14 protein-coding genes, 2 tRNA genes and 1 pseudogene are annotated in these 13,124 nt (G+C 62.8%); 8 read left to right on the top strand and 9 right to left on the bottom strand.

The window, feature by feature from the left end:
• Nucleotides 1–173: 173 nt before the first annotated feature.
• On the top strand, nucleotides 174–1,160 hold the full coding sequence (locus QKE30_RS10285) for a squalene/phytoene synthase family protein (protein WP_347934731.1): 987 nt from the start codon (nucleotides 174–176) through the stop codon (nucleotides 1,158–1,160).
• Nucleotides 1,161–1,186: 26 nt separating this feature from the next.
• Here QKE30_RS10285 and QKE30_RS10280 read toward each other — a convergent pair whose 3' ends face one another.
• On the bottom strand, nucleotides 1,187–2,383 hold the full coding sequence (locus tag QKE30_RS10280) for an Ig-like domain-containing protein (RefSeq protein ID WP_347934730.1): 1,197 nt from the start codon (nucleotides 2,381–2,383) through the stop codon (nucleotides 1,187–1,189).
• Between the two features lie 390 nt (nucleotides 2,384–2,773).
• On the opposite strand from QKE30_RS10280, the gene QKE30_RS10275 reads away from it, so the two are divergent.
• The 4 genes from QKE30_RS10275 to QKE30_RS10260 all read left to right on the top strand — a co-directional run bounded on the left by QKE30_RS10275 (nucleotide 2,774) and on the right by QKE30_RS10260 (nucleotide 5,243).
• Nucleotides 2,774–2,846, top strand: a tRNA-Lys gene (locus QKE30_RS10275).
• Nucleotides 2,847–2,990: 144 nt separating this feature from the next.
• Complete coding sequence (locus tag QKE30_RS10270) at nucleotides 2,991–3,182, top strand: hypothetical protein (protein ID WP_347934729.1); 192 nt, start codon at nucleotides 2,991–2,993, stop codon at nucleotides 3,180–3,182.
• Between the two features lie 5 nt (nucleotides 3,183–3,187).
• Nucleotides 3,188–3,934: a hypothetical protein gene (locus tag QKE30_RS10265; RefSeq protein ID WP_347934728.1), complete on the top strand. Its 747-nt coding sequence runs from the start codon at nucleotides 3,188–3,190 to the stop codon at nucleotides 3,932–3,934.
• A 286-nt stretch (nucleotides 3,935–4,220) separates the two neighbouring features.
• The gene (locus tag QKE30_RS10260) at nucleotides 4,221–5,243 is read left to right on the top strand and encodes an LLM class flavin-dependent oxidoreductase (RefSeq protein WP_347934727.1); all 1,023 of its coding nucleotides are present in this window, start codon (nucleotides 4,221–4,223) and stop codon (nucleotides 5,241–5,243) included.
• Between the two features lie 38 nt (nucleotides 5,244–5,281).
• Here the strand turns inward: QKE30_RS10260 and QKE30_RS10255 are convergent, their stop codons facing one another.
• A complete protein-coding gene (locus QKE30_RS10255) occupies nucleotides 5,282–6,487 on the bottom strand; it encodes an AbrB family transcriptional regulator (RefSeq protein WP_347934726.1) in 1,206 nt (401 codons plus the stop codon).
• Between the two features lie 10 nt (nucleotides 6,488–6,497).
• A complete protein-coding gene (locus QKE30_RS10250) occupies nucleotides 6,498–6,776 on the bottom strand; it encodes a DUF3618 domain-containing protein (protein WP_011273177.1) in 279 nt (92 codons plus the stop codon).
• A 166-nt stretch (nucleotides 6,777–6,942) separates the two neighbouring features.
• Here QKE30_RS10250 and bcp point away from each other — a divergent pair, with 166 nt between their 5' ends.
• Entirely contained in the window at nucleotides 6,943–7,434 is a 492-nt protein-coding gene (gene bcp, locus QKE30_RS10245) for a thioredoxin-dependent thiol peroxidase (RefSeq protein ID WP_035009145.1), read from the top strand.
• Between the two features lie 80 nt (nucleotides 7,435–7,514).
• On the opposite strand, the gene QKE30_RS10240 is transcribed toward bcp, so the two are convergent.
• Nucleotides 7,515–7,596 (bottom strand) — tRNA-Leu (locus QKE30_RS10240).
• Between the two features lie 102 nt (nucleotides 7,597–7,698).
• Between QKE30_RS10240 and QKE30_RS10235 the strand changes: the two genes are divergently transcribed.
• A complete protein-coding gene (locus tag QKE30_RS10235) occupies nucleotides 7,699–8,142 on the top strand; it encodes a hypothetical protein (protein ID WP_347934725.1) in 444 nt (147 codons plus the stop codon).
• Between the two features lie 3 nt (nucleotides 8,143–8,145).
• The gene (locus QKE30_RS10230; protein ID WP_005294103.1) at nucleotides 8,146–8,511 is read left to right on the top strand and encodes a DUF3817 domain-containing protein; all 366 of its coding nucleotides are present in this window, start codon (nucleotides 8,146–8,148) and stop codon (nucleotides 8,509–8,511) included.
• 72 nt (nucleotides 8,512–8,583) lie between these two features.
• Here the strand turns inward: QKE30_RS10230 and QKE30_RS10225 are convergent, their stop codons facing one another.
• The 5 genes and pseudogenes from QKE30_RS10225 to QKE30_RS10205 form a co-directional block, all read right to left on the bottom strand.
• Entirely contained in the window at nucleotides 8,584–9,978 is a 1,395-nt protein-coding gene (locus tag QKE30_RS10225) for an amidohydrolase (RefSeq protein WP_239202830.1), read from the bottom strand.
• A gap of 182 nt (nucleotides 9,979–10,160) precedes the next feature.
• Nucleotides 10,161–10,814, bottom strand: coding sequence for a non-canonical purine NTP pyrophosphatase (locus tag QKE30_RS10220; RefSeq protein ID WP_239202832.1), 654 nt, complete (start codon nucleotides 10,812–10,814; stop codon nucleotides 10,161–10,163).
• 62 nt (nucleotides 10,815–10,876) lie between these two features.
• On the bottom strand, nucleotides 10,877–11,647 hold the full coding sequence (gene rph / locus QKE30_RS10215; RefSeq protein WP_239202835.1) for a ribonuclease PH: 771 nt from the start codon (nucleotides 11,645–11,647) through the stop codon (nucleotides 10,877–10,879).
• A 77-nt stretch (nucleotides 11,648–11,724) separates the two neighbouring features.
• Nucleotides 11,725–12,534: an MBL fold metallo-hydrolase gene (locus tag QKE30_RS10210; RefSeq protein WP_347934724.1), complete on the bottom strand. Its 810-nt coding sequence runs from the start codon at nucleotides 12,532–12,534 to the stop codon at nucleotides 11,725–11,727.
• Between the two features lie 136 nt (nucleotides 12,535–12,670).
• Nucleotides 12,671–13,124: pseudogene (locus QKE30_RS10205) on the bottom strand (hypothetical protein); the annotation flags it as partial.

Raw genomic sequence — 13,124 nt, 5'->3', positions numbered from 1 at the left:
GAATGTCCCAAATCTTCCACTTTCGAGGTTTTTTCGGTTTTGACGAATATGTCAAAACGCCATTACCAGCGCAAACATAATAGATATAAAAGTAGAGTGGAAGATTTGGGACATTTGGGCTCCCTCAGGGCACTCCCCAGCCTCTGAACCCCCGTGGACTAGCATTAATCACCATGGCCCGCCTGCCCAAACTCCCCTTTCGCACACGCCCCAGCGCCAGCTCCACCACACACCGCAGCGCCACCGTCACCACGCGCACCAGCACCAGCGCTACCGCACACCCCTCCGCCAGCATCCACGACGACCCCGGCGCGCTGTACACGCAGGCCTCCACCGCCGCGGCCTCCCGCATCATCCGCCACTACTCCACCAGCTTCTACCTGGCCAGTGAACTCCTCGCGCCCACGATCAAGCTGCATATCCGCAACATCTACGCCCTCGCCCGCATCGCGGATGAAATCGTCGACGGTACGGCTGAGGCGCTGGGCGTGCCGGCCTGCGGCGTCACAAAGACCCTCAACGAATACGAACAGACCACCCTCACGGCGCTAGAGACCGGCTTCAGCACCGACCCCATCGCGCACGCATTCGCCACCACCGCGCGCTGGGCGGGGTTCGAACGATCCTGGACGGTGGACTTCTTCGCGTCCATGCGTTCGGACGCCCCCAGCTCCAACCCCTTGCCACTTGCCGACTACGTGCACGGATCCGCGGGCGTGATCGGGTGGATGTGCAACGCGGTGTTCGCCAGGCACGCCGAGCAGGCCGGCCGCCCGCTGACCCCGGAGCAGCGCTCCCGCACCGACCAGGGCGCCTACGCGCTAGGCAGCGCCTTCCAGAAGGTGAATTTCCTGCGGGACTACCAGGAGGACACGGTCGGGCTGAACCGCTCCTACCTACCGAAACTCACCGAGGAGTCGAAGGTGGAGCTGGTTGACGAAATCCGCGCGGAGCTCGCCCAGGCGCACTCCACCATGGCACTACTGCCACTGGCGGCTCGCGTGGGGGTGCTCGGCGCGCACGACCTGTTCGCCGCGCTGAACGAGCGGCTGGATCGCACCCCCGTCGAGCAACTGAAAACGGCCCGCGTGCGAGTGCCGCGAGCCGAGAAAGCGAAGATCATCGCGCGCGCCGCCCCCCGCGCCGCGCGCCTGCGCTAGTGCTAGCCTGCACTAGCCAACCCCAGCTACCCCTCCGAGTTCCCGGCCTTCCAGGTCTTCCACGGGATGTTCCAGTCGCCCAGACCATCAGAGCCGTTCAGGGTCTCACCCTGCGTGTTCTTCACCTCAACGATGTCGCCGCGCTTCATGTTGTTAAATACCCAGGCGGCGTTCTCCACGCTCACGTTCACACACCCGTGCGAGGTGTTGGTGTTGCCCTGGGCGTACACGCTCCACGGCGCAGCGTGGATGTAGATACCGGAGTAGCTCATCTGCGTCGCGTACTGCACGTCCGTCACGTAAGATCCCGCGCCCGTCAGGCCGAAGGTCGAGGAGTCCATCGTTAGCGACTCGAATTGGTCACCGATAATGTACGTGCCGTTCGGCGTGGGGTACTGGTAGTCGCGCCCCAGGGAGACCGGCATGGTCTGTACGGTCTTGCCGTTCTTCTTGATGGTCATCATCTTGGTGCTGTCGTCCACGACGGCACGCATAGCGTCACCGATGGTGAACTTCGCGCTGCGGTCTTCGCCGCCATACACGCCCTCGCCAATCTTCGTGCCGTACAGGTTGGCCTTCACGTTGACCTTGGTGCCGGGCTTCCAGTACTTCTCGGGGCGCCAGCGCACCTCCTGGGCCGTGATCCAGTAGAAAGCTCCTTCCACCTTCGGCGTGGTTTCCACGGTGATGGCATCTTCCACTGCCTTGCGGTCTTCCACGGGGGCGTCAAAACGAAGAGAGATGGTTTGGCCGATGCCCACGGTCGACCCGTCAAGCGGGGCCAGGGCACCGTTGAGCGTCATACCGGGGGTCATGGTGGTGAAGGTCTGCTCGAGCTTCTGGTCGCCGGACTTCGCGGTGAGCGTGTAGGTGCGCGAGTAGCCGAGCTTGGTGGGGACAGTCCACTCGGTCTTGCCCTCGTTGAACTTACCCTTGACTTTCTCGCCTGCGTCGTTGGTCAGCGAGACCTTATCGATCTTCTTGTCGCCCTTGACCTGCACGTGTTCGGTGACGTCGACCTCGGTGTCGCCATCCTTCACGTTGGAGGTCAGCTTGTTTTCTTCCTTCTTCTCATTCTCACCGGTCGAGGCGTTGGAGCTGATCTGCGGTTCGTCGCTGTCGCGGTCGATTGTGCACGACGCGGTAAAGGCAGCTAGGGCGATGCTTAAGGACGCCGCAGTGGTCCGTGAAAAGGTTTGTCCGAAAACCTTGGTGTTGCGCAAGACTAACTCCAAGAAAGGGGAAGGTGTGTAAAAGTGACTGTCCTAAACCATATCGCTTGGCTACAGGGGAGCGTTAGTCATTTCGGCGCGTTCCGGCAGTTCGTAGCGTAAACGTTATAAACGGTGATTGGGTCGGCGAACCGCCCGAGTGCTCCCTGCCGCAACAGGTCGGACGAACACATTGCGGATGCGGGCGTATGGGTGCGGATTGATCGGTCTCTTTGCCACACACAGCGCGGGGTACCGTCCCGAATTCTGTACGTGGACAGGCACATAAGCCACTTAAACAACACATCAATTTACCCACCCTGAACAGGCGATTTGTATTGTTATGCTACCTGGGTATAAAGTTTTCCACGTTGCCGAGTCGCACAGCGCTTCGAATAACACGGGCTATTAGCTCAATTGGCAGAGCAGCTGACTCTTAATCAGCGGGTTCGGGGTTCGAGTCCCTGATAGCCCACATTTCAACCCTCGTTCGCTTGGAATCATATCCAGCGGGCGAGGGTTTTGCTTTGACTTCATCGGCTTCAACAGCCGCGCCCTGTTGTCGTCTCTGCGTTATATACTTCAGATACACCGTTCGCACACAACGATTGGAGAGGTTATGGCCACGCCATTAACTCCGCGCACCCAGACCAGCGCCGAGCTGCGTGCTGAACGTGCCGAGGTTGTGAAGCAGATGGGTCCCCTCGGCGTGGATGGCCTGCGTCGCCTTCGCGCAGCGGATGCGCTCGACGTCAAAGAGGCTGACCTTTTGGATCGCTACGAGTCCCTCACTTGGCTGATTGAAGGCTAATCACATTGGATAGCGCGGCTTTCGAGCAACATGCCACGGAGTTCGCGCAAGAAATCGCTACTCTCCTCGACGCGACCCTCGTAGGGGAGATCACGGCCAATGCTTTCGAGATCAACGAGGAAAAACTCAGGGCAGTAATCAAGCGCTCGAAACAACTTGAGATTGGCCGCTCGAACAGTAAGAAGCTGCAGTTAGCCTGCGAATTTCGCCTATGCACTAATTCAACAAAGAAACATCTGGCGATAGAGTCAAGCACCTTCAAAGTTCAGTACCGGTCTGGCCAAAAGTATCGCCCGGTAGTTCGCTTCGAGTACGACAGAAATTCTCGTAACAAGCCTGCCAGCCACTTCCAGTTTCATTCCGACTCAGTCCCCCTTGGCCTCTTACTTGCTAGAGCAGGAAATTATGATGCCGCGGCTCAACAGCAAGATATTCATTATCCGATGGGGGATGAGCGTTTTCGCGTCTGCCTTGAAGATGTGATTGAGCTTCTTGCCAACGAATTCAATGCGCATACGTATGACGGTTGGCAACATCACATAGAACGAGGCAGAAACCGATACCTGTCAAAACAGGCGGAGACCGTGATCCGCAAGAACCTGGACCTTGCCATCAAGCTCTTGGAACAGCAAGGGTACAAGGTGAAGCAACCTGCCCGGTATCCGCTATGGAAACGGTTAAAGAGCCGAATGTCCCAAATCTTCCACTTTCGGGATTCTGGGCGATTTGACGGTTCCGTCAAAAGCCCCTGACCAGCACGAACAGAAAGGTTATAAAAGTAGAGTGGAAGATTTGGGACATTTGCCCTCTTTTGCCAGGCGGTCGTCGGCCTCTGCGGGGTAGTTTCCGCCGGAATCGACCCGCTCGCGCCGTTCCTCCCCACCCAACCGGAATATGTACTCCTCCCCCAACGGGAATATCCGCCCTGCCAGAGCGGTTATCGTTAGTTAAGAACGCAAGCGCACCGACAACATAAGTCACTCAGCGCCGAAAGCAGTGCAGGCCCGCAAACCCCAACCAGGAGGCATCAACCCCACCATGACGGACACGACGGCAAACGAAAGCTCCCTCACCCCGCTGAGCCTCCTCGACTTCGCCACCGTCTTCAAGGGCGAACGCCCCGCAGACGCCTTCGACCGCTCCGTCCAGTGGGCCCAGCAGGCCGAGAAGCTAGGATTCGAGCGCATCTGGTATTCCGAGCACCACAACATGAAGTCCATCGCCAGCTCTTCCCCCGCGGTCCTGATCGCTCACATCGCGGCGAAGACTTCCACTATCAACCTGGGCGCGGGTGGCGTCATGCTCCCGAACCACGCCCCGCTGGTCATCGCCGAGCAGTTCGGCACTCTCGCGGAGCTGTATCCGGGCCGCATTGACCTGGGCCTCGGCCGCGCGCCCGGCACCGACCAGATGACCTTGCGCGCCCTGCGCCGCGAGCCTTCCGCCGCGGAGACCTTCCCGCAGGATGTTGCCGAGCTCTACGGCTACCTCAACGGCCCGTCGAAGATCCCCGGCGTGGAGGCCGTACCGGGCATGGGCACCAATGTGCCTCTGTACATCCTGGGCTCCTCTCTGTTCGGCGCACAGCTGGCCGCGCACCTGGGCCTGCCGTACAGCTTCGCCAGCCACTTCGCACCCGCCGCCCTCACACAGGCGGTGCAGGTGTACCGCGATAATTACCAGCCCTCGGAAGCCCACCCGGAGCCCTACGTCATCGCCGCGGTCAACGTCACCGCCGCCGACACGCAGGAGGAAGCCGACGAGCAGTTCCGCCAGGTCTGCCGCACCCGCGTGCGCGTCATGGCCGGCCGCGGCCGCAGCCTGACGGAGGAGGAGCTGGACATGCTCATCGATTCCCCCGCCGGCCAGCAGATCCTGGATATGCTGCGCTACTCCGCCGTCGGCACGGGCGATGTTGTCCGCCGTTACCTCGAGGAGTTCCGCACGCACGCTCAAGCCGACGAGCTCATGGTGTCGCTGCAGTCGCCGTCGACAGCTGAGTCGCTGCGGTCGATGGAGATTCTTGCGGACGCCGCCTCACTCTCCCCCGCCCAGCGCTAACCACTAGGCCATCAGACCTGCTCCCCTATCGCAGCCCACTAGCGCTGCGTTTCGCGCGGCTCCGGCCGCCCGTCGGCCGCGCCCGCGCCGAATACCCACCGGATGATCTGCGGCGCGTAAGCGCCCACCACCAGCATGGCGATCATGCGCATCACTTGAATGACAGTGACGATCGGCTGGCTGCCAGCGTCGTGCGCAAATGCGAGAACTGCGTAGATGCCGCCCGGCACGGTGGCGAGGTAGGCGTCCAGAACCTTAAAGTCCCACAGGCCCGCGATGGCGAAAGCAGTGCCGATAGAGCTGGCGATCATCAGGGCAATCACGCCCAGGATCACGGGCAGGGCCTTCACAAATTGCCGCAGCGCGCCCTTCGTCAGGGTGCCGCCGGCCTGCACGCCGACGAGCGCGTACGCCAGCTTCTCCAGCAGCCCGTTCGGCGCGATGAACTCGTGCGGCACGCCAAACACCATCACGCCGATCATGGCGAACGCGATACTCAGCAGCAGGTACGGCGAGCTGATGCTGAACCACCGCGCCGTCGCCCGCGTGAACGCCCACACGGCTAGCCCCACGACCACCGCGCCTACCACGCCCTGCCAGTTCGTCTGCAGGCCGTTGAGGAGGCTTTCTTTTCCTCTTGACGCCCCCTCGGCCGCATCTGCCTCGTCGCCCTCGAAGCGGCCGAGCAGCGTGACCAGCCCGGGAAGTGTGAGGACGATGATAGATACGCGCAGGTATTGGGTGAGGGTAACAAAGCGCGTGTCCGCGTTGAGCTCTCGGGAGAGCATCACCATCGCGCTGGCGCCGCCTGCGAGCGTGGCCAGCACCGACGTGGCCGGGCCGACCCGGTGGATGCGCACCAGCAGCCAGGAGGCCAGCAGGCAGACCGCCAGCGTGACGATCAGCGACATGGCCGTCGGCCCGGCATAGGAGACAATCGTGCCGAGGTCGATGGTGGTCAGGGGCGAGGAACACAAAAGGGCGATGATCACCTGGGAGGGGATCATCGCCTTTTTAGGCGGGCTGACCTGGCGGTCGCTGAAGATGGCGTAGACGCCGAAGACGATCAGGAAGGAAAAGATCCAGGCGGCGGGCACTCCCACCGCTTCGCAGGCGAAACCTGCGGCGATCGAAAGGACGGTCAGCAGAGCCAGCGTTGCCAGCTTCGCGGGGCTGGGTAGTTGGAACCCGCCCGGCCTGGTGGTGCGTATGGTTTCGCCAGGCAGTGAGTCTGAGTCGGGCAACGCTACCCGCTTAGCGGGTTGCAGCCAGCAGGCGCTGGATTTCCTTGATCTGCTTCTTTTCCTTGCGCTTAGAGCCAACGGCCAACGCGGTCAGCAGGACAACACCGGCGACTACGCCGCCGATGACCATCTGCACCTTCGGCTCCTTGAGGGTGTTCACGGCCTGGCCGCGAGCGTCATCCGCCAGGTTCTTCGGATCCGCACGGACGGACAGCTCCTCCAGCGTCCGTCCCAGCTGGTTGCGGGTGCGTTCAATGTCGCGCTGGATGGCATCGATGCTACGGGCCACGGAAGTTTCTCCCTTATTCGAACGTTTAAGTGCTACCTGAACATTGTAAATGATCGCACACTCCGGCGCTTTCGCTAGGGTGTATTGGCACCCGGGCATGTGCGTTCGCTGTGGAGCGTCGGCGCTCCCGCGCTTGCGTGTCGGCGCTTTCGCTAGGGTGGGTTGCATGACTGATAACAGCAACACCACCGCAAACCAGCCCATCCGACTTGAAGTCGGCGACAAGGCACCGGAGTTCAACCTGCCCAGCGATTCCGGCAAGAACGTAAGCCTGGCGGACTACGCGGGCCGCAAGGTCATCGTGTACTTCTACCCCAAGGCCGATACTCCCGGCTGCACCACCGAGGCCTGCGATTTTCGCGATTCCCTCACCGAGCTCAACGGTCAGGGCGTGGACGTGGTTGGTATTTCCCCCGACAAGGTAGAGGCTCTGGAGAAGTTCCGCGATAAGTACGAGCTGACCTTCCCCCTTCTTTCGGACGCCGACAAATCCGTCATGGAGAGCTATGGCGCATTCGGGGAGAAGAAGAACTACGGGAAGATCGTCCAAGGCGTGATCCGCTCCACGTTCGTCATTGACGAGGAAGGCAAGATCGCCGTGGCGAAGTACAACGTGAAGGCCACCGGCCACGTCGCGCGCATCGCCAAGGAGCTGTAACACGCACGGCGCAAACACCGCCGAACAGCACACAGCCCCGCGACACAGTCAGGGCTGTGCTGCGGGGCTGAAAAATTTTGTGCGCCTGGGGAGACTTGAACTCCCACGTCATAAGACACTGGAACCTAAATCCAGCGCGTCTGCCAATTCCGCCACAGGCGCAAAAAAGAACGCGGACAACCGCGTTTCCCCCTTCATGCTAGCAAGCGATCCGGCGTGAAAAGAAATTAGGCGGAACAGGCAGTACAGGTAGAATGTTGCAGTGTGAACGAACACTCAGACAATGACGGCAAGGCACCTGCCCACCCGTTTCCGCTGCGCGTTCGCATCATCCAAATCATCTTCCTCATCCTGGCGGTCATCGCCACCCTCCTGCTGGCGTGGTGGCAGTGGGATCGCTGGCAGTCCAACGGCGGTAGCTTCCAGAACTTGGGCTACGCCATCCAATGGCCGATCTTCGGCATCTTCTTCGTCGTGGCGTACCGCAAGTACATCCAGTATGAAAAGGAGCGCCTACTGGGAGACGAAGCCCCGGCCGCTCCCACCCAGCCGACCGATGAAATCACCGAGGTTCCGGAAGACTTCCTGCAGGCCGAAGGGCCTGCTGAAGAGACTGAGGATATTTGGGTAGATGATAGGCGCGAGCGGGCGCGGATGAGGGCGTCCAAAGATAAAGAGCGCGAGAACAACGACCAGAAAGGGCACTAAGCAATGACCAACGAGCAGACCCCTGCGATCCACCCGGAGCGCCGGGCGCGCGTGGCGAAGTCGCTGAAGTTTTACTCCGTGGCGGCGGTGGTGACGGGTATTTGGCTGCTGATTCTGCTGGTGGAGATGATTGTTAAGTATCTGATCCTGGGCAGCGAGAACGCGCCGGAGTGGTTTAGCTACATCGGCCCGGCGCACGGCTTGGTGTTTATGGTGTACGTGATTTCCTGCCTGGACCTGGGTACGAAGGCGCGTTGGGAGCCATCGAAGTGGGTCACCACGATGCTGGCTGGCGTGGTGCCTTTCTTGAGCTTCATTGTGGAGAAGAGGCGCCGCGACGAGGTTAAGGCCGCCTTCCAGCTGGACTAATGGCGCGCGCTGGCGCTGCGACGCGGCAGCGTTGGGGCAGCGCGGCGCCGAACGCTGAGCGCAGCGGCGCAGCTACTCGACCAGCGAGGTTTCCACTGCGACTGCGTCGATCTCCTCATCGGTAGGCACGGGCGCGCCCATCGCGTGCGGCTCAGCCTCCGGCTTCTCCCACTCGGATTGCAGGCAGGCCAGGATCGCAACAGCCGCCGCGCGCGTGGAGACCTGCAGGGTTGATAGATCCGGCAGGAAGCCCGGGTTGTGGTTGGTGGGGATGTCGATGTCCAACCGCCCGGCGGACTCGGCGCGCTGCCACTGGCGGCGCGGGGTGATGCCGATGGTCCAAAGCATGTAGGGGCAGCCGAAGGACTTTGGGATCACGGAGAAGTCCTCGGAGGCGGTCCAGGGCTCCATTTCTAGGGAATCCTCGCCGAAGGTGTGATCGAAGTGGGGGCGGACAACGTCGTAGACCTCGGGGGCGTTGTCGGTTGCGCCAAGCAAACCGACGAACTTGAAGTCCGGCTCGCGGTCGGCACCCGCGGCCAGTGCCTCGGCGCGCACCACGCGCTTGATGGCATCCACGCACTTCTGGCGCAGCTCTTCGTCGTAGAAGCGGCAGGATAGGGAGATCTTCGCGGAGTCGGGGATCACGTTGTTCGCCTTGCCGGCCTCCACCGAGGCAACGGTAATCACGGCGAACTTATTCGGCGGGACTTCGCGGGAGACGATCGTCTGCAGCTTCATCACCGTCGAGGCCGCCAGCACCACCGGGTCTACGGAACGGTGCGGCATGGAGGCGTGGGCGCCGCGGCCGTGGAGGGTGATTTCGATGGTGGTGGAGGACGTCATCACAGGGCCGGGTGCGGAGTACACCTGGCCCGCCGGGCCGGCGACGATGTGTTGCGCCAGGCAGACGTCGGGTCGGGGGATGATGCCGCCCAAACCGTCGGAGACCATCTTGTGCGCGCCGATGGACGCCTCTTCGGCCGGCTGGAACAGTGCCACCACCGTGCCGGACCAGCGGGTCCGTTCTTCCGTCAGGATTCGCATGGCTCCCAGCAGGCTGGTGGTGTGCTGGTCGTGGCCGCAGGCATGCATCGTTGCCACGCGCTCGCCGGATGCGTTGAGTTGAGAGTACGTAGAGGCGTAGTCCACGCCGGTTTTCTCCGCGACGGGCAGGCCGTCGAAGTCGGCGCGCATCAGCACTGTCGGCCCGTCGCCGTTTTCCAACACGGCGGTGATGCCATAGCCGCCGATGTTTGTGGTGACTTCCCAGTCCGGGAAGTTCTCCAGCTCCTTGGCGATCCGCTGCGCGGTGACTTCCTCCGCTCCCGAGAGTTCGGGGTGCTGGTGAAAGAACTTGTACACGTCTTCCATCCAGCTGAGGTCGGCCTGCGACCCGGCCACGATGCCGCTGGGGCTTGTGGGGTTAAAAGTGGCCTGGTCGCTGTCTGTGCCGGGGGCGGTCACGCGGGGAATCCTTTCGCTGGTTTGTTGTTCTGCGGATTACCTGTTCGGGCTTGTACCTTGCCCTATCATACGTGGGTTGCACGCGACCGGCGCCTAACTCTGCGGCGTGCTGACACGGATACGGGGCGGCGCGCTAGGCGCCGTGCTTAGAGGCAGGCGTGCTGGGCGCCAGCCCTGCCACATTAATCCGCTAGTTGCGCCAAGATCTCCACTAGCTGGCGTAGAGCTTTGCCACGGTGGGAGACGGCATCCTTCTGCTCCGCCGTCAGCTCGCCTGCGGACTTGCCCGCCAACTCTTCTTCCTGGCCTTCCGGTAGCTCGTCGGGGGCGAACAGCGGGTCGTAGCCGAAGCCGTCCTCGCCCTGCTCGGCGCGCAGTACTCGGCCGTTCCAGCGCCCTTCCACTGCGTACTCGGCCTCCATGCCGCGCTCTGCCGCGACTTCGGCGGGCAGTTGCAGCACGCAGGAGGATACGAAGTGCGCCCCGCGTCGCTCGTCCGGCACGTCACCCATCTGCGCCAGCAACAGGTCGTTGTTGGCCTTGTCGTCGCCGTGGCCGCCGGACCACCGGGCGCTCAGCACACCTGGCATGCCATTCAGCGCGTCGACGGCCAGCCCGGAATCGTCAGCGATCGTCGGCAGGCCGGTGCGGCGCACGCCATCGTTGGTCTTAATCCGCGCGTTATCCACGAACGTCGCGCCGGTCTCCGGGGTCTCCGGGTATTCCGGCACGTCCCCCAACCCGACGAGCTCGATGCCGGTCACGTTCGCCGCCTCCAGCATGCGATTCAGCTCCGCCAGCTTCTTCTTGTTCCTTGAGGCCACCAGTACCCGCACGGTGCCACTCCCCTTCTCTTGTCGCGTTTGCTTCTGCTGCCTTAAAGTTCCAGCGCTGGCCTCTAGAGTTCCTGCGCCAGCGCCGCCCGCTGCGCCTCAATGAGCTCACGTAGGCCGCCTTCGGCCAGATCCAGCAGGGTGTTCAGTTCCTCGCGAGTGAACTCCGCGTTTTCACCGGTTCCCTGGATTTCCACAAAGCGACCCTCGGCCGTCATCGCCACGTTCATGTCCACGTCCGCCCGCGAGTCTTCTTCATACGGCAGGTCGAGGCACGGCACTCCGTCGATGATGCCCACGGATACTGCGGCGACGGGCGCGCGAAGCGGTTGCCCTGGTACGACGCCCCTAGCTTGCAGCACGGCTAGCGCATCAGCCAGGGCCACGTAGGCGCCGGTGATGGCTGCGGTGCGGGTGCCGCCGTCGGCCTGCAGAACGTCGCAGTCGATATTGACGGTGTTCTCCCCCAGTTCCTTCAGGTCCACGGCGGCGCGCAGCGCGCGGCCGACGAGGCGGGAGATCTCCTGGGTGCGGCCCTTGACCTTGCCCTTCATGGATTCACGTGGCATGCGCTCGTGGGTAGAGGCCGGCAGCATCGCGTACTCGGCGGTCAGCCAGCCTTCGCCGGAATCCTTCTTGAAGCGCGGCACGCCTTCTTCCACGCTGGCGGTGCACATGACTCGGGTGTTGCCGAACTCCACCAGCACGCTGCCTGCGGGGTTGCTGGTGAATCCGCGGGTGATGCGCACCGGGCGCAGATCGTTGGTAGCACGCCCGTCGGCGCGGGTGAAGTTGCCGCCTGCGTTGGAGGTGTTTTCTACGTTAGTTTCCGTCATGGGGCTTAAGTTTACTAGCCGCCGCGGACAGGCTACCCGCCGACGGTTGCGCATTCGGTTCGCCGGTGCTTGGGTGCCTAGCCGACGGTTAGGCGCATGCCCGGGCGGGCGACGAGGATCTCGCCGCCGTAGTGGCGGGCCGCGCCGCGGACCGCTGCGTCTGCGTCGCCCCACGGCGGGATGTGTGTGAGCACGAGCTTGCCCACGCCTGCTGCCTGTGCTGCACGGCCTGCGTCTTCGCCGGAGATATGCATACCGCTGGGCTGGCCTTCTGCATTTTCACCCCAGGTGGCTTCACAGATGAATACGTCCGCTCCCGCTGCGATGTGGGCCAGGTTGTCGGTCCAGGCAGTATCCCCGGAGTACACCAGGGAGTTGCCTGCGTTGTCTTCCACGCGCAGCAGGTAGGCCTCTGTGGGGTGTACGGCGGTGGCGGCGTAGAGGGTGAATGGGCCGATGGGGTGGGCTGGGTACGTGGTGGCGTCAAAAAGACCCTCGCCTACCTTATAGACGTTGATGTCGAAGGTGTCGGTGAAGTCGTCGGGGCGCTCGGGTGCGTCGGCGCCGGCGGCGGAGAGGTGGCGGTGGGCGATGGTGGGGCCGAATAGTTGGTGGCGTTGGGTGGAGGGGGCTGTGGGGTGGAATCGGCGCCAGACGAGGAGTGAGGGGAAGTCTAGGCAGTGGTCGGCGTGCATGTGGCTGAAGGCGACGTGGCAGGCGGAGGGGTCGATGTCTTCGGCGCGTTGCATGGCGCTGAGTACGCCGGGGCCGCAGTCGAGGAGGAGGTGGTCGGGGTTGGCCGTGATTGTGTCGCGGACGATGTATCCCGATGCGGCGCTATCGGGTCCTTCGACGCTTCCGGAGCATCCCAGCACTACCAGTTCCATAAGTTGTCATTCTGCCACGAAGCGGTGGCAAATGTGCGAAAGGGCGACCACCGTTGTGTTGGTGGTCGCCCTTTCTTTCGCGGGACTTGCCAGACTGGCCGTTCCGCTAGGCGCTAGCGCTGAACGCTAGTGGCGGTTAGGCCTCGCCTTCTTCGCGGCGGCGGCGCAGCAGCGGGATGGCGCCGATGATCAGCGCCAGGCCGACTGCGAACACGCCTAGCACGTTCGCGCCGGTGGAGGCCAGGGTGCTCATCCGCGGGCTATCAACCTGCTTCTGAGAGCTGGAGCTGCCGCTGCTTGCGGAGCTGCCGGTGGACGTGCCGCCCTTGGAGTCCGGCTGGCTCGGGGTGCTGGACTTGCCAGGGGTGCCCGGCTTGTCCGCGTTACCCGGCTTGCCCGGGGTGCCCGGCTTGCTCGGCTGCTTGGGATCCGGCTTCGGAGTGGAACCGTGAGATCCGCTGCCCACGATGGCCCCGCCGATTCCCAGAGAACCGATGATGCCAGGCAGGTTCGGCTTCGGAGTAACCGAACCGGAGGAGCCGCCAGGCGTGTTCGGGTCCTTCGGATCCTCAGGCTTCGGGTCCTCAGGG

The sequence above is a fragment of the Corynebacterium sp. c24Ua_83 genome (assembly GCF_039907245.1).
In the GTDB taxonomy this organism is placed as follows: domain Bacteria; phylum Actinomycetota; class Actinomycetes; order Mycobacteriales; family Mycobacteriaceae; genus Corynebacterium.
Note: the sequence above shows the minus strand (reverse complement) of the source record. Positions and strands in the feature narration are given on the sequence as shown.